The following is a 19,009-nucleotide window of genomic DNA, read 5'->3' as shown; positions in this document are numbered from 1 at the left end:
GCTTAACTGACTGGCATTACTGATTAATCAGGGCTTTTTATTTCCAGCGTGTTACATTGATCTCATTAGCAGGACTAGTCAGGTATTTTCCAACCGAACTCAGCACACAGTTTTTGCCACGTCTCATCGACACGTGCTTTGATCTCTACTTTCTGCTCAGTAAACGGATGAGTAAACACCAAACTCGATGCATGCAATAGCAATCGATGTGAGTCATACACCTCTCTAAACAGCTTATTGTGTTTTCCGTCACCGTGAGTCGTATCTCCAACAATCGGGTGTCTGAGGTGCGCCATATGGCGTCTTAGTTGATGTTTACGCCCGGTAAGCGGCTTCATCTCCATAAGACAGTAGCGAGTAGTTGGAAATTTCCCTGTTGAATAGGGAATCTCTACATTAGCGAGTGGCGTGTAATCGGTAATGGCCTCTTGTGCCTCTTTATCTTGATTTGCGTGCTTGTCAGCTATTTTATCGAGCTCGACCTTAAGCGCATAATCCAAACGACCTCCTTGCTCGATCCAACCGCGAACTATCGCATGGTAAGTTTTCTCCATCTCGTGATTGGCGAACATTGGCATTACTTGAGATGCAATCTCGCTCGATAGAGCGAAAATCAACACTCCCGAAGTAGGACGGTCGAGTCTATGCAAAGGAAAGACATGCTGGCCAATTTGGTCACGCAGCGTCTGCATGACAAATTGAGTCTCATGCTTATCTAGCCAACTACGGTGTACCAACATACCCGCAGGCTTATTGACTGCAACGAAATATTCGTCTTGGAACACAATCTCCAGCATTAGCGGCACTCCTCATCGATCTGCTGCAAAATTGCAATCACTGGCATTAAAGCCGGATTTTCGCTCCAGCACTGTTCAAAATAGGGAGCGAGTGCAAAACCCTGCGGAAGTGGCTGAGATTGACTTAGTATGTGATGCATTTTGTCGATAAACACCCAGCGTAGCCATTCATGGGGCTGCAAGGTATCAAGCGCAAAAGGCTGCTCGCTTTGCAGGGCTTGCTGGCTTGGCCGCTCCAGAGGCCATATTTGATGCTGCTGCATGGCGTGCTCTAACTGATCAAGCAATGCCGCTAATTGTTTCTCTTTTGTCATTAATCTTTGATGGTGACCTTGAAAATTGTCCTAAGAGTACCATTTATAGAGGAAAGAAAGTTAGGACAATTCTCCAATGCAAACCATTCATACGCTTACTCAACTGCTGACGAACAGTGATTGCCAATACCAGGTCTTCGATCTTGGCCGACGAATCAAGAAAATTGATAGTAAAGCTTTTGCTGATGTGGAACACGGTCAGCTCCCTTATCCATATCCGATGCAGCGTAAGGCACATATCGCAATCGCCTACTGGAACAAGGAGCAACAGCCATGGATTTGGTTTCTTAAGTTTGAATTGGATGAACGCGGCCTACTGAAACAAGCTGAGGTGGGTAACTTCATCAAGTACGTGATTGAAGCGATGGGGACACGCTTAAATCAAGCTATGAGTGAAGAGCAACAGCAAAAGTTGTCCAATAACCCATATACGTTTAAGCCTAGCGAAGACAAAATGGCAGTGTTTCATAGCCAGATTCGCTCTGACCTCGATCTACCTTGCAGCCAATACTACGAACATGCCCAGCACTATTTCTCTGGTGGCTTAGCATGGGATAAGTGGCACACTGTCGGCTTGCAAGGTGTCACCGATATTTGTGCACGATTAGGTCAAGAACAAAATGGGGTGAACCTGCGCAAAGCGCTTAAGCACCTACCCAACGAACCTCTGTATGCACTACTTGGTGCACTTGAACATACAGAGTTACCCGAAAAACTTGCCAACCGTTTAACGGAAATAGCTCAGCGCGAAATAGACAGTGATGAGCCAGATCTTTTCCTGCTTTCAGCGCTGTTACGCGCGCTCTCTGGCGCTGATAATTCAATTGCCCTAGCCGTTGTTCGCCAAGTGCTCGATTCTCCTCGCTTAAGTCATCAGGAAGTATTGATTGGTGTGGCGGGTCGCAGTTGGCATTGGTTAGCCAATTCCCAAATCGCAGAACAATTTCTCTTGAGGTTGGCGCAAACAGGCAATCAAGCGTTGTTTAATCAGTTATTTGCTGATCTGGTGATGTTGCCTGAGTTAAGAATGGTGTTGCTGCCTTTGCTCCACTCCAACCCTTCTGACGAACTGGCGAAAGCGTTGATTAATCTTCAACAAGCAGCAAAGGCGTAATTATGATTCATGACCTTGTGGCTATTCTCGCGCTCGCGATTGTGTGCCTTATCTTTTGGCAACAAAGACGCCAAGCCGAGTTGGCTAAATCTGTCGCCTTACGTAAGTGTAAAGAACTTGATTTGCAGTTGCTTAGCGTCGCACTAAAAGGTCATAAACTAAAAACGCCAGACGGTGTCTGGCGTTGGCATTCGATTTATCAATTTGAGTTTTCTTCACTCGGTGATGACTGCTATCAAGGCCGTATTGTTATGCAAGGTTTCCAGCTAGCAAAGGTCGATCTGCCACCGCATCGGATGTAAAAACGAACTCATCGTAAGGCCCGAACATATCTCGTTTATGCGCATTGAATTTAAACCCTAACTTATTCAAAATACGTACTGATGGTTCATGACCAACATTTGCCGTCGCAGCGACACGCTCTAAGTTGAGATCGCGCACCGCTTTTGAGAAAAAAGCTTGCAGAACTTCGCTGGCAATGCCCCTCCCCCAATAATCCTTATCGAATATATAACCGAGTTCCGGTTGGGTATCTAAATCTGAAACAAACACATGCCCCATATATTCTCTATTGTGGCTATCTAATACTGCCATCGCAAAGATATTTCTGTCATTGAGAACCTTCTCGAACTGAGCTTTTGCCGAAGAGACCGTATGCGCGCCATTCATTTGGGCACGGTTGATGGCACAGCAGTTGAGCATGAGATATTCAGATTGTAATGATTCGTTATATGGGACTAATAACGAACGCCGAGTCACTATCGTCATGACACATCCTTGTATACAGCAAAATTGTCTTTTAAAACAAAGCCGGAAAGTTAAACCAACTGGTTACAACCTGTATTGATCTAGATTGCTTTTTTATTGTTGTTTTGGTGCTTTTTAGAAAGGTCAGATCTAAGAAAAGCCCCGACACGTGAGTGTCGGGGCTATAGTCTTACTCGCAGCAGTCCGGCTACAAAAGGTGCTCCATGCATCTTCCTTAATAGTTACTGAATCCGTCAGTAATTTCCTAACTTCGCCGTCCTAGCGGTTTCCTATTCATCCTGATCGCTAACAATCCTCGCTAGCTTCACATCACTTGTTCCTTGAGCGGTGTCCTTTGTATCATCCTGATACTGTCCTAGCCTCTTTCTAGAGGTGTCCATTGTCTTTCCTTTGTCGCTAACGTCCTGTTAACGAGCGTATCCTTACAATGTCCTTTCGCTCCATGCGTGATCAACGTTCCTCGTCAACCAATCTTCTTCCTGAAGATGCCACTCCTTGGTCTTTCCTGTTCCGTGTCAGCATCCTTCCGACACCGTTCAATTTACGCTAATCTACACTTCAGACAATAGCCTGTAAAATAACAATTATTGAAACAACTTAGAAACAAACAAAAAATACAATTTAAATCATGAACTTAACTCACAGAATCCGTCAAAAACCATGTTTGAAACACACTTTCTCTCACATCACTTGTGAGAAATTTCGCACACGCTATTTCTCAATTTTCCATTGGCCAATTATGGTTAAGCTCAGTATTATTGGCGCTAACAGCACAATGGAGGTTTTATGCTTACTCAAGACGTTAGCCAAGAGCTAAAAGAAATCCTTGAACAGTTACACGCCGAAGGAAAAGAACCCACCGTCGCGCTAGTGAAAGCACGCCTAACGACATCCGTCCCTATGCCCGCGTTGATCACTACACTGAAAAGTTGGAAAAGCGCTAGCCGAGTCCCTAAAGTTGAGGTGGCGACAAAAAAAGAGGTCACAGATGCAGAGCGGATCGAACAACTGGAAAGGCAAGTTGCCGACTTGAGCGCTAGATTGGCCGCATTAGAGCAAAAACAATAGAACTAGAGACACCGCGCTGCCACTTATACTAGATGAGTGAACTATTGGCTTTTTCATACTGAATGGAACGCATAAATATCAGCCGGTAGAAAAACAAAAGGCTTGGCAAAATGCCAAGCCTTTCTCGTTGAAACGGGTCAGATTACCAACCTGTTACTTCACGTAGACCTTTACCGATCTCTGCTAGAGATTTAACTGTCTTAACGCCAGCTGCTTCTAGTGCAGCGAATTTGTCTTCAGCAGTACCTTTACCACCAGAGATAATCGCACCTGCGTGACCCATACGTTTGCCAGGAGGTGCTGTTACACCTGCGATGTAAGAAACAACGGGTTTAGTGACGTTCTCTTTGATGAACGCCGCAGCTTCTTCTTCCGCTGTACCACCGATTTCACCAATCATTACGATCGCTTCAGTTTCAGGGTCTTCTTGGAACAGTTTTAGGATATCAATGAAGTTAGAACCAGGGATTGGGTCACCACCGATACCAACACAAGTCGACTGACCGAAACCTTCGTCAGTTGTTTGCTTAACTGCTTCGTAAGTTAGTGTACCGCTGCGAGATACGATACCTACTTTACCTTTCTTGTGGATGTGACCAGGCATGATACCGATCTTACACTCATCAGGAGTGATAACACCCGGACAGTTAGGACCGATCATGCGCACGCCAGTTTCTTCTAGCTTCACTTTCACGTCGATCATATCTGTTGTAGGAATTCCTTCCGTGATTGTTACGATTAGCTCGATACCTGCGTCAATCGCTTCAAGGATTGCATCTTTACAGAAAGGTGCTGGTACGTAGATTACTGTCGCTGTTGCGCCAGTCGCTTCTACCGCTTCACGTACTGTATTGAATACAGGTAGACCTAGGTGAGTTTGACCGCCTTTACCAGGAGATACACCACCAACCATTTGCGTACCGTATGCGATAGCTTGCTCTGAGTGGAAAGTACCTTGACCACCAGTGAAACCCTGACAGATTACTTTAGTGTCTTTGTTAATTAATACAGACATTATTTAGCCTCCGCAGCAGCAACAACTTTTTGAGCAGCATCAGTTAGCGACTCAGCAGCAATGATATCAACATCAGAATTAGCAAGAACTTCGCGACCTAGGTCAGCGTTAGTACCTTCTAGACGAACAACAACCGGTACGCTTACACCTACCTCTTTAACCGCACCGATAATACCTTCAGCGATCATGTCACAACGCACGATACCACCGAAGATGTTTACCAGTACCGCTTTCACGTTATCATCAGATAGGATTATTTTGAATGCTTCAGCTACGCGCTCTTTCGTCGCACCGCCACCTACATCTAGGAAGTTCGCTGGCTTGCCACCGTGCAGGTTAACGATATCCATCGTACCCATAGCCAGACCTGCACCGTTAACCATACAGCCAACGTTACCATCTAGTGCTACGTAGTTTAGTTCCCACTGAGCAGCATGTGCTTCACGCTCATCTTCTTGTGAAGGATCGTGCATTTCGCGAAGCTTAGGCTGACGGTACATCGCGTTAGAGTCGATGTTGATTTTACCATCTAGACATAGCAAGTTGCCTTCAGCAGTAATCACAAGCGGGTTGATCTCTAGTAGAGCAAGGTCGTACTGAGAGAACATGTTGCCAAGACCCATAAAGATCTTAACGAATTGTTTAATTTGGTCACCTTCAAGACCCAGCTTGAACGCTAGCTCACGGCCTTGGTAAGCTTGAGGGCCAACAAGTGGATCGATAGCCGCTTTGTGAATTAACTCTGGCGTCTCTTCTGCCACTTTCTCGATTTCAACACCACCTTCTGTTGATGCCATAAATACGACTTTACGCGTTGCACGGTCTACAACTGCGCCTAGGTAAAGTTCGTTAGCAATGTTTGACGCTTCTTCAACTAGGATTTTTGTTACTGGCTGACCATTTGCGTCTGTTTGGTAAGTCACTAGGTTTTTACCTAGCCACTTTTGTGCAAATTCTTTTACGCCATCTTTTGTATCGTGTAGCTCTACGCCACCCGCTTTACCACGTCCACCTGCGTGAACCTGACATTTGACTACTTTCTTCTCTGTTGAGATACGGCTAGCTGCTTCAAAAGCTTCTTGTGGCGTGTCACACGCGTAACCTTCCGGTACAGGCAAACCGAATTCTGCAAACAGCTGTTTGGCTTGGTATTCATGCAAATTCATTTTGATATTCCGTTTATTTTCCCTTGTAGGGATTATTATTTCCATAACGCCGCTATGTTGCGGGCGTCTGTAGGGTCTTCTCAAATCAATCACCAACCATTTCAAAAACGGTCAGAGATTCAAGTGAAGGCCAGACAGTTGAGCGAGTCTAGCCTTTGAAACTATCGAACGTCTAGTTACCCAAGATAACTAGACGTTTTAGCGATATTAAACGTCTAATAGCAGACGTGCTGGATCTTCTAGTAGCTCTTTAATGGTCACTAGGAAGCCCACTGACTCACGACCGTCGATTAAGCGGTGATCGTAAGACAAGGCTAGGTACATCATTGGTAAGATTTCTACTTTACCGTCTACCGCCATTGGACGCTCTTGGATTTTGTGCATACCCAAAATTGCCGATTGTGGTGGGTTGATGATAGGTGTAGACATTAAAGATCCAAATACACCACCGTTAGTGATGGTGAAGTTACCACCCATCAACTCATCAACCGTTAGCTTGCCATCACGGCCTTTAATCGCTAACTCTTTGATGCCTTTTTCGATATCCGCGAAGCCTAGAGTGTCACAGTCTTTAAGTACTGGAGTCACTAGACCACGTGGCGTTGATACCGCCATGCTGATATCAAAGTAGTTGTGGTAAACAATATCGTCACCGTCAATCGAAGCATTAACTTCTGGGTAACGTTTTAGCGCTTCAGTTACCGCTTTAACGTAGAAAGACATAAAGCCTAGACGCGTGCCATGACGCTCTTCGAACTGATCTTTGTACTGTTTACGAAGATCCATAATTGGCTTCATGTTCACTTCGTTAAACGTAGTCAGCATAGCGGTGTTGTTTTTCGCTTCTAGTAGGCGGTTAGCAACTGTCTTACGTAGGCGTGTCATTGGAACACGTTTTTGGCTACGCGCTGCTGCAGGTGCTTCGACAGCCGCTGGCGCGTCCGCTTTTGGCGCTTCTTTTGCTTTCGCTAGGTGCGCTTCAATGTCTTCACGTGTAATACGACCACCAACACCAGTCCCTTTCACTTGGCTCGCTTCAAGACCGTGTTCACCAAGCAGACGGCGAACTGCTGGGCTAAGAGCGTCATTGCTCTCTTCTGTAAGTGACGCTTTGTGGCGTTTATCAGGAGACGCTTCAGACTCTTCTGTGGTGTCTTTAGTCGGCTCACCCGCAACCGCGCCAGGCTTAATCTTAGCGAGCAGTTGCTTAGAAAGTACTGTTGCACCTTCTTCTTCGATAATCGCTTCTAGAACACCAGCTTCTGGCGCAGGTACTTCTAAAACGACTTTATCTGTTTCGATATCGACTAAAACCTCGTCACGTTCAACTTTGTCACCAGGTTGTTTGTGCCATGTTGCAACTGTTGCGTCTGCAACTGATTCAGGTAAATCTGGAACCAGAATTTCAATTGTCATATCTGTTTCTTCCTTTAACTTCTAGCGCTTAAGCCGAAGTTTTTGTATTCACGGTAAGCGCCTCTTCAACTAGCGCTTTTTGTTGTTTCAAGTGTACTGACATGTAACCAACTGCAGGTGATGCTGACGCTGGTCGTCCAGCGTATTTCAGATCGGCACCTGCTGGAATCGCAGCACGGAAGTTATGTTGGCTCGAGTACCAAGCACCTTGGTTTTGCGGCTCTTCTTGACACCAAACGTAGTCTTCTACATTGGTGTATTGCTCGATCGCTGCTTGAACCTCTTCCAGAGGGAATGGGTAGAGCTGCTCAATACGAACAATCGCCACATCATCTTGCTCATTGTTACGACGCTGCTCTAGCAGATCGAAGTAAACTTTACCTGAACAGAAGACAACGCGTTTCACCTTAGATGCTTCTAAGTTGTCAATCTCACCGATCGCTGCCTGGAAAGTCCCTTCTGCTAAGTCTTCAATAGAAGAGGTACACAGAGGATGGCGTAGCAGTGACTTAGGCGACATCACCACAAGCGGACGACGCATTGGTCTTACAACCTGGCGACGGATCATGTGGTAAACCTGAGCTGGCGTTGAAGGCACAACGACTTGCATGTTCTGCTCAGCACACAACTGCAAGTAACGCTCTAGACGCGCAGATGAGTGTTCTGGGCCTTGACCTTCGTAGCCATGAGGAAGAAGCATAGTCAGGCCACACAAACGTGCCCATTTTTGCTCACCTGATGAGATAAATTGGTCTATAACCACTTGAGCGCCGTTAGCAAAGTCACCAAACTGAGCTTCCCAAAGTGTTAAACCACCGGGTTCTGCTGTTGCATAGCCGTACTCAAATGCAAGAACAGCCTCTTCAGACAGCACGGAGTCGAATACTTCGAATGGCCCCTGCTTGTCATGAATGTTCGCCAATGGAACATAAGTGCTGGCGTCGTTCTGGTTGTGTAAAACCGAGTGACGGTGGAAGAAAGTACCACGACCCGAATCCTGACCAGAAATACGAATTCGCTTGCCATCATCGACCAGAGTTGCGTAGGCCAATGTTTCAGCCATCCCCCAGTCAATCGCTTTTTCACCACTCAGCATTGCTTGACGATCGTTGTAAAGCTTGTTGACGCGGCTTTGTAATTTATGGCTATCTGGGTAGCTACATAGGCGCTGACCAAGTTCAATCAGGCGCTGAGTGTCAAATTTGCTGTTCCACTCTGTATCCCAGTCATGACCAAGATAAGGAGACCAGTCCACCGAGTGCATTGCCATTGGGCGCCACTCTTTGACCACAACTTCGCCGCGATCTAACGCATCGCGATACTCGTTGACCAGTTGTGTGGCGGTATCAATACCAAAATCACCGCGTTCGATCAGTACATCAGCATAGAGCTTGCGTGGCGTCGGATGCTTTTTGATCTTCTGGTACATCAATGGCTGTGTTGCGTTTGGCTCGTCAGCTTCGTTGTGACCATGACGGCGGTAACAAACTAGGTCGATAACGACATCACGCTTAAATTCGTTACGGTAGTCAAGCGCAATACGAGTAACGAAAGCGACCGCTTCAGGGTCATCTGCGTTAACGTGGAAAATTGGCGCCTGAACCATTTTAGCGATGTCAGTACAGTACATGGTTGAACGCGTATCGCTCGGGTTCGATGTCGTAAAGCCAACTTGGTTGTTAACGACAATGCGTACCGTACCACCAACACGGAAACCACGTGCCTGAGACATGTTAAAGGTTTCAGCCACCACACCCTGACCAGCAATTGCCGAGTCACCATGAATAGTGATCGGCAATACTGTACTGCCGTCTGTATCACCTAAACGGTCTTGACGTGCACGTACCGAACCGATAACCACAGGGTTAACAATTTCTAGGTGAGATGGGTTAAATGCGAGTGCTAAGTGAACATCACCGTTTGGCGTTGCAAAGTCAGCCGAGAAACCTTGGTGATATTTAACATCGCCAGTTCCCCAAGTTTCATCGTGTTTGCCTGCAAACTCGTCGAACAGATCTTGAGGTTTTTTACCCAAGACGTTAACCAGCATATTTAGACGACCACGGTGAGCCATACCAATTACGACTTCACGCATACCGCTCTTACCCGCATGACGAATCAACTCTTTCGTCATTGGAATTAAGGCATCACCACCTTCTAGGGAGAAACGCTTCGCACCTGGGAATTTCGCGCCCAAATAACGCTCTAAACCTTCTGCTGCTGTCAGCTCTTCTAGGAATTCTTGCTTTTCTTCTTTGCTGAATGACGGCTGACCGACCACTGATTCTAGACGTTGCTGAATCCAACGTTTTTGTTCAGTGTCTGTCATGTGCATATACTCAGCACCGATAGAGCCACAGTAAATCTTATTTAATGACGAGTGGATGTCTTTCAACTGCATCGTCTCTTTGCCAATAGCAAAAGAACCGACGTTGAAAGTTTCTTCTAGATCGTCTTGGGTGAGATTATGAAAAGCAGGATCAAGCTCCGCCACCGTTGGACGTTGCCATAAACCTAGAGGGTCAAGCTGTGCCGCTTCATGACCACGAAAGCGGTAAGCATTGATTAACTGAAGTACTTTTACCTGTTTAGCGTCGACATCAGGATCACTAACTTGGACATTGTAATGCTTTGTTTCTTGAGCGAGTCGTCGGAAGTAGTCACGGACACGTGAGTGGGGTTGTTCCACCACCTCTTCTGAAGGCTTAGGTAGTCCCTCAAAAACACGTTTCCACTCCTCACTTACCAGATCGGGATCACTTAGATACAGTTCGTAGAGGTCTTCTACATACGTTGCATTGGCGCCAGCCAAGTGTGAAGACTCGAGCCACGCCTTCATCACGCCGTTGTGCATATTTTCCCTTAACCAGTAGTTTTCACGTTTGCTGCGGTCTACGCCGAGCTATTAAGAGCCGACTCAATTTGAATCGGCAATTTTTTGTTAATTACACAGAACGATTGACAAGCATGGTCTTAATATGACCAATTGCTTTCGTCGGATTTAATCCCTTAGGACAAACACTTACACAATTCATGATGCCGTGGCAACGGAAAACGCTAAATGCGTCATCAAGATTTGACAGACGTTCATCTGTCGCGGTATCTCGGCTATCTATTAACCAACGGTAAGCCGCTAGAAGACCTGCAGGACCAATAAATTTATCTGGGTTCCACCAGAACGATGGGCACGAAGTTGTACAACATGCACACATAATACATTCATACAGACCGTCTAGATGCGCACGTTCTTCAGGCGATTGTAGGTTCTCACGTGATGGCGGTAGTGCGCCATCATCAATCAAGAACGGTTTCACTTTCGTGTAGTTATCATAGAACTGCGTCATATCGACAATAAGATCGCGCACAACAGGTAGACCTGGTAGTGGACGGATGACAATTTTCTCACCGCTTAATGCTGAAAGTGGTGTGATACATGCCAAACCATTCTTACCATTCATGTTCAGACCGTCTGAACCACATACACCTTCACGGCAAGAGCGACGGAACGAGATGCTTGGATCTTGCTCTTTTAGCAAAATCAATGCATCAAGCAGCATCATGTCAGAGCCTTCTTCCACTTCAAGCGTGTAGTCCTTCATGTAAGGCTTTTGATCGACATCCGGATTGTAGCGGTACAAAGAGAAATTCAGTTTCATAATATTATCCTCCTTTCCTTAGTACGTACGTGCTTTCGGTGGGAACGCATCACGGTGAATAGGTTCCATGTTTACACCACGCTTCGTCATTGCTTCCGTTTCTGGGTTGTAGATTGAGTGACATAGCCACTGCGCATCATCACGGTCAGGGAAGTCAAAACGAGCATGTGCGCCACGACTTTCTGTACGGTAGTTCGCCGCTACAGCTGTTGCGTATGCTGTTTCCATCAAGTTTTCTAGCTCTAGACACTCAATACGTTGGGTGTTGAACTCGGTTGATTTATCAGCTAAGTGTGCGTTCTTCAGACGCTCACGGATAACTTTAAGCTCTTCAAGACCTTTAGCCATTGCATCACCTTCACGGAATACCGAGAAGTTGTTTTGCATACATTGTTGTAGGTCTTTACGGATTTGTGCTGGGTCTTCACCTTCAGTGCTGTTTTCCCAACGGTTGTAACGCTCTAGGGAACGCTCAATATCAGCTTCAGTTGCAGGTGTAGCCTCAGCTTGCTTCGCGAGAGTTTCACCTAGGTGCAAACCTGTTGCACGGCCAAATACCACCAAATCTAGTAGTGAGTTACCGCCAAGACGGTTGGCACCATGTACTGATACAGATGCAATTTCACCACAAGCGAATAGGCCTTGTACTTCAACATCAGCGCCGTTTTCATCTTGCTTGATAGCCTGACCTGAAACCTGAGTTGGGATACCACCCATCATGTAGTGACAGGTTGGGATTACTGGAATTGGTTCTTTAACTGGGTCAACGTGTGCGAATGTGCGAGACAGTTCACAAACGCCAGGTAGACGTGACTCAAGAGTATCTTTACCTAAGTGATCCAGTTTCAGTTTGATATGAGGACCCCATGGACCATCGCAGCCACGACCTTCACGGATCTCAATCATCATTGAACGAGCAACAACGTCACGACCAGCTAGGTCTTTCGCGTTTGGAGCATAACGCTCCATGAAGCGCTCGCCATCTTTATTAAGAAGGTAACCACCTTCACCACGACAGCCTTCTGTTACAAGAACACCTGCGCCAGCGATACCCGTTGGGTGGAACTGCCACATTTCCATATCTTGCATCGGTACGCCTGCACGTAGCGCCATACCAACACCATCACCTGTGTTGATGTGAGCGTTCGTAGTAGAAGCGTAAATACGACCTGCACCACCCGTAGCTAGGATGGTTGCTTTTGATTTGAAGTAACAAACTTCACCCGTTTCCATACATAGCGCTGTACAACCTAGAACAACACCGTCTTCGTTCTTCACAAGATCAAGTGCATACCACTCTGAGAATACGGTTGTTTTGTGCTTGATGTTTTGTTGGTAAAGCGTGTGTAGAAGTGCGTGACCAGTACGGTCTGCAGCTGCAGCTGTACGCGCAGCCTGCTCACCACCAAAGTTCTTTGACTGACCGCCAAATGGACGTTGGTAGATAGTACCGTTGTCGAAACGTGAGAAAGGTAGACCCATTTTCTCAAGTTCAATTACTGACTCAGGACCATTTTTACACATGTACTCGATAGCGTTTTGGTCACCGATGTAGTCAGACCCTTTGACCGTATCGTACATATGCTGTTCCCAATGGTCTTCGTGCGCATTACCTAGCGCAACCGTAATACCACCTTGAGCAGAAACAGTATGAGAACGAGTTGGAAAAACTTTAGACAGCAAAGCACAAGTTAGGCCTTGCTCAGAGATTTGCAGTGCAGCGCGCATGCCTGCACCACCAGCGCCGATTACTACGGCATCAAATTCGCGAACTGGAATAGACACTTACGCACCCCACAGAATAAATAGACCAGAGAAGAAGTAACCAAATAGAACAGCAATAATAGCTAGCTGCAGGCCACCACGAAGCTTGGCGCACTTAATGTAATCAGTCAGCACCTGCCACAAACCGATCCATGCATGGATCAAAACAGATACTAGCGCCAGCATGGTAAATACTTTGGTGAAAGTACCACCAAAGAACTGGGTCCAAGATACGTAAGAAATATCTGTGAAAGCACAGAAGCTCACTAAATAAATAGTGTAAAGCGTCATAATGATTGCCGTCGCACGAATCAATAAGAAATCGTGGACACCATTACGACCAAAAGATGAGATGTGTTTTACCATACCATAACCCCCGCAAGTAGAGACAGAACGGCCGTTGCTGCGAATGCAACCTTAGCGCTCATCGCACCAGATTCCAGCTCTTCAAAATGACCTAAATCCATTAGTAAATGGCGGATGCCACCTGCAATGTGATAGGCCAAAGCCGTTAGAATGCCCCATAGAATAAACTTCACAAAGAAACCATCGACAAGGTCAACAGCTTGTGCGTAGCCAACTGGGGAGGATAGAGAAATGGATAGTAACCAAAGTAGGATTCCGATTGCGACAAACGTAATCACACCAGATACACGGTGTAGGATAGATGCGATTGCGGTGATCGGAAAGCGAATGGTCTGTAAATCTAAATTAACAGGTCTTGACTTTCTTTCTTTCACGGGCTTGCTCACTCAGCTCCATTGAGCATTTATAGTTATGAACGAATTTTGATTGCAAACCTACAAAACTTAACATTTATTTAACACAAGACTGCAACAATCGTCCGAGTATTTTGTAAAATAATTGTTAACAACAAGGATTAAAACTTCACCTCACATTTGTTTCAAGCCTTGAATTTATAAGGTTTCCACCAAAATTTACTGCGCCACTATACGGCTGGCAACATTCTAATACAATTGATGTAACAATTTTTGCTACACAGACCAGATTTTTTACCTAATACGTTCAAAAAATCATAACAAGTGCACACATCAGATGAGAAAAATTGACTTTGATAACGAACACACGTAAAAAAATGGCACACAAACATCCTGGACGGATTAAATAATAAACAAAGGAGATTGTTATGGCAGATAAGAAAGCTACCCTTCATGTTGAAGGTCAAGCGCCTATCGAACTGCCGATTATGGAAGGTGCCCTTGGTACGCCTGTAATTGATGTTCGAACACTGGGAGCAAATGGATACTTTACTTTTGACCCAGGTTTTCTTGCCACTGCATCTTGTGAATCTCAAATCACCTACATCGACGGCGGCAAAGGCATTCTTTTGCACCGTGGTTACCCAATTGATCAGCTAGCAAACAACGCTGATTACTTAGAAGTTTGTTACATTCTTCTTTACGGTGAAGCCCCAACACGTGAACAATACGAACAGTTCAAAACAACTGTGACCCGTCACACTATGGTCCATGAGCAAATTGCGAGCTTCTTCCACGGTTTCCGCCGTGACGCTCACCCAATGGCTGTCATGTGTGGTGTGGTTGGAGCACTGGCTGCGTTTTACCACGATTCATTAGATATCAATAACGACACACACCGCGAAATCACCGCATATCGTCTACTTTCGAAAATGCCAACACTTGCGGCTATGTGTTACAAGTACTCTATCGGTCAACCATTCATCTACCCTCGTAACGATCTAAGCTACGCAGAAAACTTCCTACACATGATGTTCGCAAACCCATGTGAAGAATATGAAGTCAACCCTGTGGTTGCTCGTGCGATGGACAAAATTTTCACACTGCATGCTGACCACGAGCAAAACGCATCTACGTCGACAGTACGTTTGGCTGGTTCATCTGGTGCTAACCCATTCGCATGTATTGCCGCAGGTATTGCATCTCTATGGGGCCCTGCTCACGGTGGTGCAAACGAAGCGTGTCTGAAGATGCTTGAAGAGATCGGTAGCGTTGAAAACATTCCTGAGTACGTTGCACGTGCAAAAGATAAGGATGACCCATTCCGCCTAATGGGCTTTGGTCACCGTGTTTACAAGAACTATGACCCACGCGCAACAGTCATGCGTGAGACATGCCATGACGTGCTTAAAGAGCTTAATATCCAAGATCCACTGCTTGATGTTGCAATGGAACTGGAACGCATTGCATTGTCTGATGAATACTTCGTTTCTAAGAAGCTTTACCCGAACGTAGACTTCTACTCAGGTATTATTCTTAAAGCGATCGGTATTCCTGTCTCAATGTTCACGGTAATCTTTGCCCTGTCTCGTACCATCGGCTGGATTGCACACTGGAACGAAATGCACAGCGACCCACTAAACCGTATAGGTCGTCCTCGCCAACTATACACAGGTGAGGTACAGCGTGAATTTTCACCTCTTCATGAGCGTGAATAATAGCTGACTAGCAAAAAGTAAAGGGCTGACGTGCAAACGTCAGCCCTTTTTATTCGATGAGTTGTCACTCTCAACAACGATGTTAGACCGGATTATCAATATCGATAAACTCAACGTCCAACCCGTGTTCTTTCGCTAGCCACTCACCAAGGGCTTTAATGCCATAACGCTCAGTCGCGTGATGCCCTGCAGCAAAGTAATGGATATCTTGCTCACGCGCCGAGTAAGTCGTGCGCTCCGAAATCTCTCCTGAAACAAAAGCATCTAGGCCATTTTGTGCCGCTAGCTCGATATAATCTTGACCACCGCCAGTACACCAACCAACGGTTTCTATCATCTTGTGCGTATTATCTGGTGAGATATGCAAAGGCATGCGTTCTAAAACTCGCTGAATTCTTTCAGCAAATTCGCTTCCAGTGAGTGGCGACTTTAAACGTCCATACATGGCAACAGATTGCGCATGCCCTTCAAGCCCACCTTCAACTTCTATTTCTAACAAACGCGCCAGTTCAGCGTTATTGCCAAGTTCAGGATGGATATCGAGCGGTAGATGGTATCCGAGCAAATTAATGTCATTTTTGATCAGTGTGCGGATGCGCTTACCTTTCATACCACGAATAGGTTCTGGCTCGCCCTTCCAAAAATAACCATGGTGAACCAACAGCGCATCGGCTTTGAGCTCGACTGCTTTATCAATTAATGCTTGCGAAGCCGTCACGCCCGTTACGACCTTTTTAATCTGCCCTTTACCTTCGACTTGCAAACCATTAGGCGCATAATCTTTAATCAGGTGTGGAGATAACTTTTCATTGAGGATTTTTTCGAGTTGTAAGTTATTCATTCGGACTTCCATTACTTTGCTATTGGCTGACTCAATTCATTGTCGCAAAGTGTAAGTCAACCGCAGCAGTGATGCTAGAGGAAGTGCGTGTTACACTGCGCATAAGCACATAGTTATAGGTTCAAGGATGCATTCACTACAACGCTTTTATGATTGGATTTCGACGACGCCTCCGCTCTTCGAACCCAAGCCACCTTTCGAAGAGCTGAGTTCTCTCACTTGCCCCCCTTATATAGACGAGCAATATCAAGGCAACCCTAGGCTAGGCTTCATCTATCAACATTTGTGCACTCAGTTACTCAAAGCCAGTGATAACTACTCTCTACTTGAAGAAGAAATTCAGATCAACAAAGCTAACGGACAAACACTTGGCGCTATCGATCTTATCTTGCATAACCATGAGTTGCAGCGTAATGAACATTGGGAAGTGGCGATTAAGTTTTATCTTCTGCATCAAGGGACTTGGTACGGACCGAATGCTCACGACCAACTGGATAAAAAACTCGACCGAATGCTCTCTCATCAACTAAAAATGAGTAATGCGTCTGAATTCCTGCAACAATACCCCGAATATGACCAGCTCTCAGAACACGTATTGATTCAGGGCCGCTTATACACCAATCCTTTCTCGCCAGAAACCATTCCAGATGAATGTCTAGGTTTAAAGCTCAATCAAAGCCAAATTAGCGGCCATTGGTGTTACCAAAGCCAGTGGCAACAAATTGGTGAACCTCTTTATGAGCTCGACAAGCCACTTTGGGCAATAGGTCGCCAAGCATTCTCTCAACCTCTTGACAAACCAGAGGGGCGCTTTGTTCACGCACAAACTCGATCGGGCCAATTTTGGTTTGTTGTACCCGACAACTGGCCGAAGGGATAAAAGGCTGACCGGCAATGCCAGTAAATAAAAAGGCTGACATAATGTCAGCCCTTACAACGGTCATTTAATGAAATTACAAGCCTGCGTCAGCAAAAACTTGATTAACGATCTGTTGCGCTTCTTCTTCGATCTGCTTCAAATGTTCCGCACCTTTAAAGCTTTCGCAGTATATTTTGTAGATGTCTTCTGTACCTGATGGGCGAGCAGCAAACCAACCATTTTCTGTCGTCACTTTTAGGCCACCAATCGCAGCGCCATTACCCGGAGCGTGGGTCAAACGTGCGGTAATCGGCTCTCCGGCTAACGTCTCTGCCGTTACCATTTCAGCAGAAAGCTTAGATAGCACTGCTTTTTGCGGGCCATTAGCAACGGCTTGAATACGATTATATTCAGACGCACCATGCTTCGCCGCCAATTCTTCGTAGTACTGTTGCGGGTTCTTACCCGTTACCGCAGTGATTTCCGCAGCCAGCAAACATAAGATAATGCCATCTTTGTCCGTTGACCAAGGTGTTCCATCTTTACGCAAGAAAGAAGCACCTGCAGATTCTTCACCACCAAAACCAAATTTGCCTTCGTATAAACCATCAACAAACCATTTAAAGCCAACTGGCACTTCGCATAGTTCGCGTCCAAGGTCTGCCACGACACGGTCGATCAATGCACTTGATACCAGTGTTTTACCGACAGCCACATCTTTGGCCCAACCTTGACGGTGACGATATAAATAGTCAATACATACGGCAAGGAAATGGTTCGGGTTCATAAGCCCTTTCGGAGTCACTATGCCGTGACGATCGTAGTCAGGGTCGTTACCGAATGCTAAATCATACTCATCTTTAAGTGCAAGTAGACCTGCCATTGCATACGGCGATGAACAGTCCATACGAACCACGCCATCTTTATCTAACGACATAAACTGGAATGATGGGTCAATGGCTTCACTGACTAGCGTAAGATCTAAGTTGTAAGCCGCACCGATCTGGCGCCAGTAATCAATACCGCTACCGCCCAATGGATCAACACCGATTTTAAGGTTTGCGTTTTGAATCGCTTCCATATCAATAACGTTAACCAGATCATCAACGTATGGTTTGACGAGATCGCGTTGTTCAAACAATGCAGATGCTTTCGCCTCACCTAAAGGCATACGTTTGACACCCTTAAGGCCTTCTGCAATAAGCACATTCGCACGATCTTGGATAGCCTGAGTGAGCTCACCCTCCGCTGGGCCGCCATGAGTTGGATTGTACTTGATACCGCCATCTTGAGGCGGGTTGTGCGACGGAGTGATAACAATACCGTCCGCCTTGTCATCATGTTTAAGGTTGTAGGTCAAAATAGCATGCGAGACACCCGGTGTTGGTGTATAGCCATTATCTTGTTGAACAATGACGTGGACCTCGTTGGCAATAAGTACTTCAACCACAGTCGAAAATGCAGGCTCAGACAGCGCATGAGTATCTTTGCCAACAAACAAAGGTCCTGTGATGCCTTTTTCTACACGCACTTCAGCGACCGCTTGTGCAATGGCTAAAATATGATGCTCGTTGAAAGTTGATTTGTCTGCACTGCCACGGTGACCTGAGGTCCCAAACTCTACTTTATGGTCTGGGTTGGAAGGGGCAGGTTGAAGAAGAAAATAGTTCGAAACTAGGGCAGGAATATTGTGCAAATCTTGCTGCTGAGCTTTTTGTCCAGCTCTTGGGTGCATAGCCATTGTTGACATCCTTTCTTAAAAACATTAAGCAATAAAAAAACCCCATAATACGT

Annotated in this window: 18 protein-coding genes; 5 read left to right on the top strand and 13 right to left on the bottom strand. The window is 45.9% G+C overall.

What is annotated here, in order from left to right:
- Positions 1 to 74: 74 nt before the first annotated feature.
- On the bottom strand, positions 75 to 797 hold the full coding sequence (truC, locus tag TW81_RS00675) for a tRNA pseudouridine(65) synthase TruC (protein WP_045953804.1): 723 nt from the start codon (positions 795 to 797) through the stop codon (positions 75 to 77).
- Positions 797 to 1,111 carry a YqcC family protein gene (locus tag TW81_RS00670; protein ID WP_045953803.1) on the bottom strand — a complete coding sequence of 105 codons (315 nt, stop codon included), beginning with the start codon at positions 1,109 to 1,111 and terminating at the stop codon, positions 797 to 799. The genes truC and TW81_RS00670 overlap by 1 nt, the downstream gene beginning before the upstream one ends.
- A gap of 76 nt (positions 1,112 to 1,187) precedes the next feature.
- On the opposite strand from TW81_RS00670, the gene TW81_RS00665 reads away from it, so the two are divergent.
- Together TW81_RS00665 and TW81_RS00660 are read left to right on the top strand one after the other, a co-directional pair.
- A complete protein-coding gene (locus tag TW81_RS00665) occupies positions 1,188 to 2,225 on the top strand; it encodes a DUF3549 family protein (protein ID WP_045953802.1) in 1,038 nt (345 codons plus the stop codon).
- A gap of 2 nt (positions 2,226 to 2,227) precedes the next feature.
- On the top strand, positions 2,228 to 2,527 hold the full coding sequence (locus TW81_RS00660) for a DUF3301 domain-containing protein (RefSeq protein WP_045953801.1): 300 nt from the start codon (positions 2,228 to 2,230) through the stop codon (positions 2,525 to 2,527).
- On the opposite strand, the gene TW81_RS00655 is transcribed toward TW81_RS00660, so the two are convergent.
- The gene (locus tag TW81_RS00655; RefSeq protein ID WP_045953800.1) at positions 2,475 to 2,993 is read right to left on the bottom strand and encodes a GNAT family N-acetyltransferase; all 519 of its coding nucleotides are present in this window, start codon (positions 2,991 to 2,993) and stop codon (positions 2,475 to 2,477) included. The genes TW81_RS00660 and TW81_RS00655 overlap by 53 nt on opposite strands.
- A 786-nt stretch (positions 2,994 to 3,779) precedes the next feature.
- On the opposite strand from TW81_RS00655, the gene TW81_RS00650 reads away from it, so the two are divergent.
- A complete protein-coding gene (locus TW81_RS00650; protein ID WP_045953799.1) occupies positions 3,780 to 4,061 on the top strand; it encodes a hypothetical protein in 282 nt (93 codons plus the stop codon).
- Between the two features lie 142 nt (positions 4,062 to 4,203).
- Here the strand turns inward: TW81_RS00650 and sucD are convergent, their stop codons facing one another.
- The 8 genes from sucD to sdhC all read right to left on the bottom strand — a co-directional run bounded on the left by sucD (position 4,204) and on the right by sdhC (position 13,830).
- Positions 4,204 to 5,076 (bottom strand): succinate--CoA ligase subunit alpha, encoded by an 873-nt coding sequence (gene sucD, locus TW81_RS00645; RefSeq protein ID WP_045953798.1) that lies wholly within the window; start codon positions 5,074 to 5,076, stop codon positions 4,204 to 4,206.
- Positions 5,076 to 6,242, bottom strand: coding sequence for an ADP-forming succinate--CoA ligase subunit beta (gene sucC / locus TW81_RS00640; RefSeq protein WP_045953797.1), 1,167 nt, complete (start codon positions 6,240 to 6,242; stop codon positions 5,076 to 5,078). The genes sucD and sucC overlap by 1 nt, the downstream gene beginning before the upstream one ends.
- A 207-nt stretch (positions 6,243 to 6,449) precedes the next feature.
- Positions 6,450 to 7,658: a 2-oxoglutarate dehydrogenase complex dihydrolipoyllysine-residue succinyltransferase gene (gene odhB, locus TW81_RS00635; protein WP_045953796.1), complete on the bottom strand. Its 1,209-nt coding sequence runs from the start codon at positions 7,656 to 7,658 to the stop codon at positions 6,450 to 6,452.
- A gap of 28 nt (positions 7,659 to 7,686) precedes the next feature.
- Positions 7,687 to 10,512: a 2-oxoglutarate dehydrogenase E1 component gene (gene sucA, locus TW81_RS00630; protein WP_045953795.1), complete on the bottom strand. Its 2,826-nt coding sequence runs from the start codon at positions 10,510 to 10,512 to the stop codon at positions 7,687 to 7,689.
- A 91-nt stretch (positions 10,513 to 10,603) separates the two neighbouring features.
- Entirely contained in the window at positions 10,604 to 11,314 is a 711-nt protein-coding gene (locus TW81_RS00625) for a succinate dehydrogenase iron-sulfur subunit (protein ID WP_045953794.1), read from the bottom strand.
- An 18-nt stretch (positions 11,315 to 11,332) separates the two neighbouring features.
- Entirely contained in the window at positions 11,333 to 13,099 is a 1,767-nt protein-coding gene (gene sdhA / locus TW81_RS00620; RefSeq protein ID WP_045953793.1) for a succinate dehydrogenase flavoprotein subunit, read from the bottom strand.
- On the bottom strand, positions 13,100 to 13,444 hold the full coding sequence (gene sdhD, locus TW81_RS00615; protein WP_004744512.1) for a succinate dehydrogenase, hydrophobic membrane anchor protein: 345 nt from the start codon (positions 13,442 to 13,444) through the stop codon (positions 13,100 to 13,102).
- Positions 13,438 to 13,830: a succinate dehydrogenase cytochrome b556 subunit gene (sdhC, locus tag TW81_RS00610; protein WP_045953792.1), complete on the bottom strand. Its 393-nt coding sequence runs from the start codon at positions 13,828 to 13,830 to the stop codon at positions 13,438 to 13,440. Before sdhC ends, sdhD begins: the two co-directional genes overlap by 7 nt.
- A 395-nt stretch (positions 13,831 to 14,225) precedes the next feature.
- Between sdhC and TW81_RS00605 the strand changes: the two genes are divergently transcribed.
- Positions 14,226 to 15,515 carry a citrate synthase gene (locus TW81_RS00605; protein WP_045953791.1) on the top strand — a complete coding sequence of 430 codons (1,290 nt, stop codon included), beginning with the start codon at positions 14,226 to 14,228 and terminating at the stop codon, positions 15,513 to 15,515.
- 82 nt (positions 15,516 to 15,597) lie between these two features.
- On the opposite strand, the gene TW81_RS00600 is transcribed toward TW81_RS00605, so the two are convergent.
- Positions 15,598 to 16,356: a Nif3-like dinuclear metal center hexameric protein gene (locus TW81_RS00600; protein ID WP_045953790.1), complete on the bottom strand. Its 759-nt coding sequence runs from the start codon at positions 16,354 to 16,356 to the stop codon at positions 15,598 to 15,600.
- Between the two features lie 127 nt (positions 16,357 to 16,483).
- Here TW81_RS00600 and TW81_RS00595 point away from each other — a divergent pair, with 127 nt between their 5' ends.
- Complete coding sequence (locus TW81_RS00595; RefSeq protein WP_045953789.1) at positions 16,484 to 17,236, top strand: DUF1853 family protein; 753 nt, start codon at positions 16,484 to 16,486, stop codon at positions 17,234 to 17,236.
- 73 nt (positions 17,237 to 17,309) lie between these two features.
- Here the strand turns inward: TW81_RS00595 and pgm are convergent, their stop codons facing one another.
- On the bottom strand, positions 17,310 to 18,956 hold the full coding sequence (gene pgm / locus TW81_RS00590) for a phosphoglucomutase (alpha-D-glucose-1,6-bisphosphate-dependent) (RefSeq protein WP_045953788.1): 1,647 nt from the start codon (positions 18,954 to 18,956) through the stop codon (positions 17,310 to 17,312).
- Positions 18,957 to 19,009: the final 53 nt, after the last annotated feature.

The sequence above is a fragment of the Vibrio galatheae genome (assembly GCF_000967545.1).
Lineage (GTDB): Bacteria > Pseudomonadota > Gammaproteobacteria > Enterobacterales > Vibrionaceae > Vibrio > Vibrio galatheae.
This window is presented reverse-complemented; position numbering and strand designations above follow the sequence as displayed.

What these genes read in the sequence shown, in the direction of transcription:
- truC (WP_045953804.1), bottom strand. Translation starts at nt 797, where the DNA reads ATGCTGGAGATTGTGTTCCAAGACGAATATTTCGTTGCAGTCAATAAG.
- TW81_RS00670 (WP_045953803.1), bottom strand. Translation starts at nt 1,111, where the DNA reads ATGACAAAAGAGAAACAATTAGCGGCATTGCTTGATCAGTTAGAGCAC.
- TW81_RS00665 (WP_045953802.1), top strand. Translation starts at nt 1,188, where the DNA reads ATGCAAACCATTCATACGCTTACTCAACTGCTGACGAACAGTGATTGC.
- TW81_RS00660 (WP_045953801.1), top strand. Translation starts at nt 2,228, where the DNA reads ATGATTCATGACCTTGTGGCTATTCTCGCGCTCGCGATTGTGTGCCTT.
- TW81_RS00655 (WP_045953800.1), bottom strand. Translation starts at nt 2,993, where the DNA reads ATGACGATAGTGACTCGGCGTTCGTTATTAGTCCCATATAACGAATCA.
- TW81_RS00650 (WP_045953799.1), top strand. Translation starts at nt 3,780, where the DNA reads ATGCTTACTCAAGACGTTAGCCAAGAGCTAAAAGAAATCCTTGAACAG.
- sucD (WP_045953798.1), bottom strand. Translation starts at nt 5,076, where the DNA reads ATGTCTGTATTAATTAACAAAGACACTAAAGTAATCTGTCAGGGTTTC.
- sucC (WP_045953797.1), bottom strand. Translation starts at nt 6,242, where the DNA reads ATGAATTTGCATGAATACCAAGCCAAACAGCTGTTTGCAGAATTCGGT.
- odhB (WP_045953796.1), bottom strand. Translation starts at nt 7,658, where the DNA reads ATGACAATTGAAATTCTGGTTCCAGATTTACCTGAATCAGTTGCAGAC.
- sucA (WP_045953795.1), bottom strand. Translation starts at nt 10,512, where the DNA reads ATGCACAACGGCGTGATGAAGGCGTGGCTCGAGTCTTCACACTTGGCT.
- TW81_RS00625 (WP_045953794.1), bottom strand. Translation starts at nt 11,314, where the DNA reads ATGAAACTGAATTTCTCTTTGTACCGCTACAATCCGGATGTCGATCAA.
- sdhD (WP_004744512.1), bottom strand. Translation starts at nt 13,444, where the DNA reads ATGGTAAAACACATCTCATCTTTTGGTCGTAATGGTGTCCACGATTTC.
- TW81_RS00605 (WP_045953791.1), top strand. Translation starts at nt 14,226, where the DNA reads ATGGCAGATAAGAAAGCTACCCTTCATGTTGAAGGTCAAGCGCCTATC.
- TW81_RS00600 (WP_045953790.1), bottom strand. Translation starts at nt 16,356, where the DNA reads ATGAATAACTTACAACTCGAAAAAATCCTCAATGAAAAGTTATCTCCA.
- TW81_RS00595 (WP_045953789.1), top strand. Translation starts at nt 16,484, where the DNA reads ATGCATTCACTACAACGCTTTTATGATTGGATTTCGACGACGCCTCCG.
- pgm (WP_045953788.1), bottom strand. Translation starts at nt 18,956, where the DNA reads ATGGCTATGCACCCAAGAGCTGGACAAAAAGCTCAGCAGCAAGATTTG.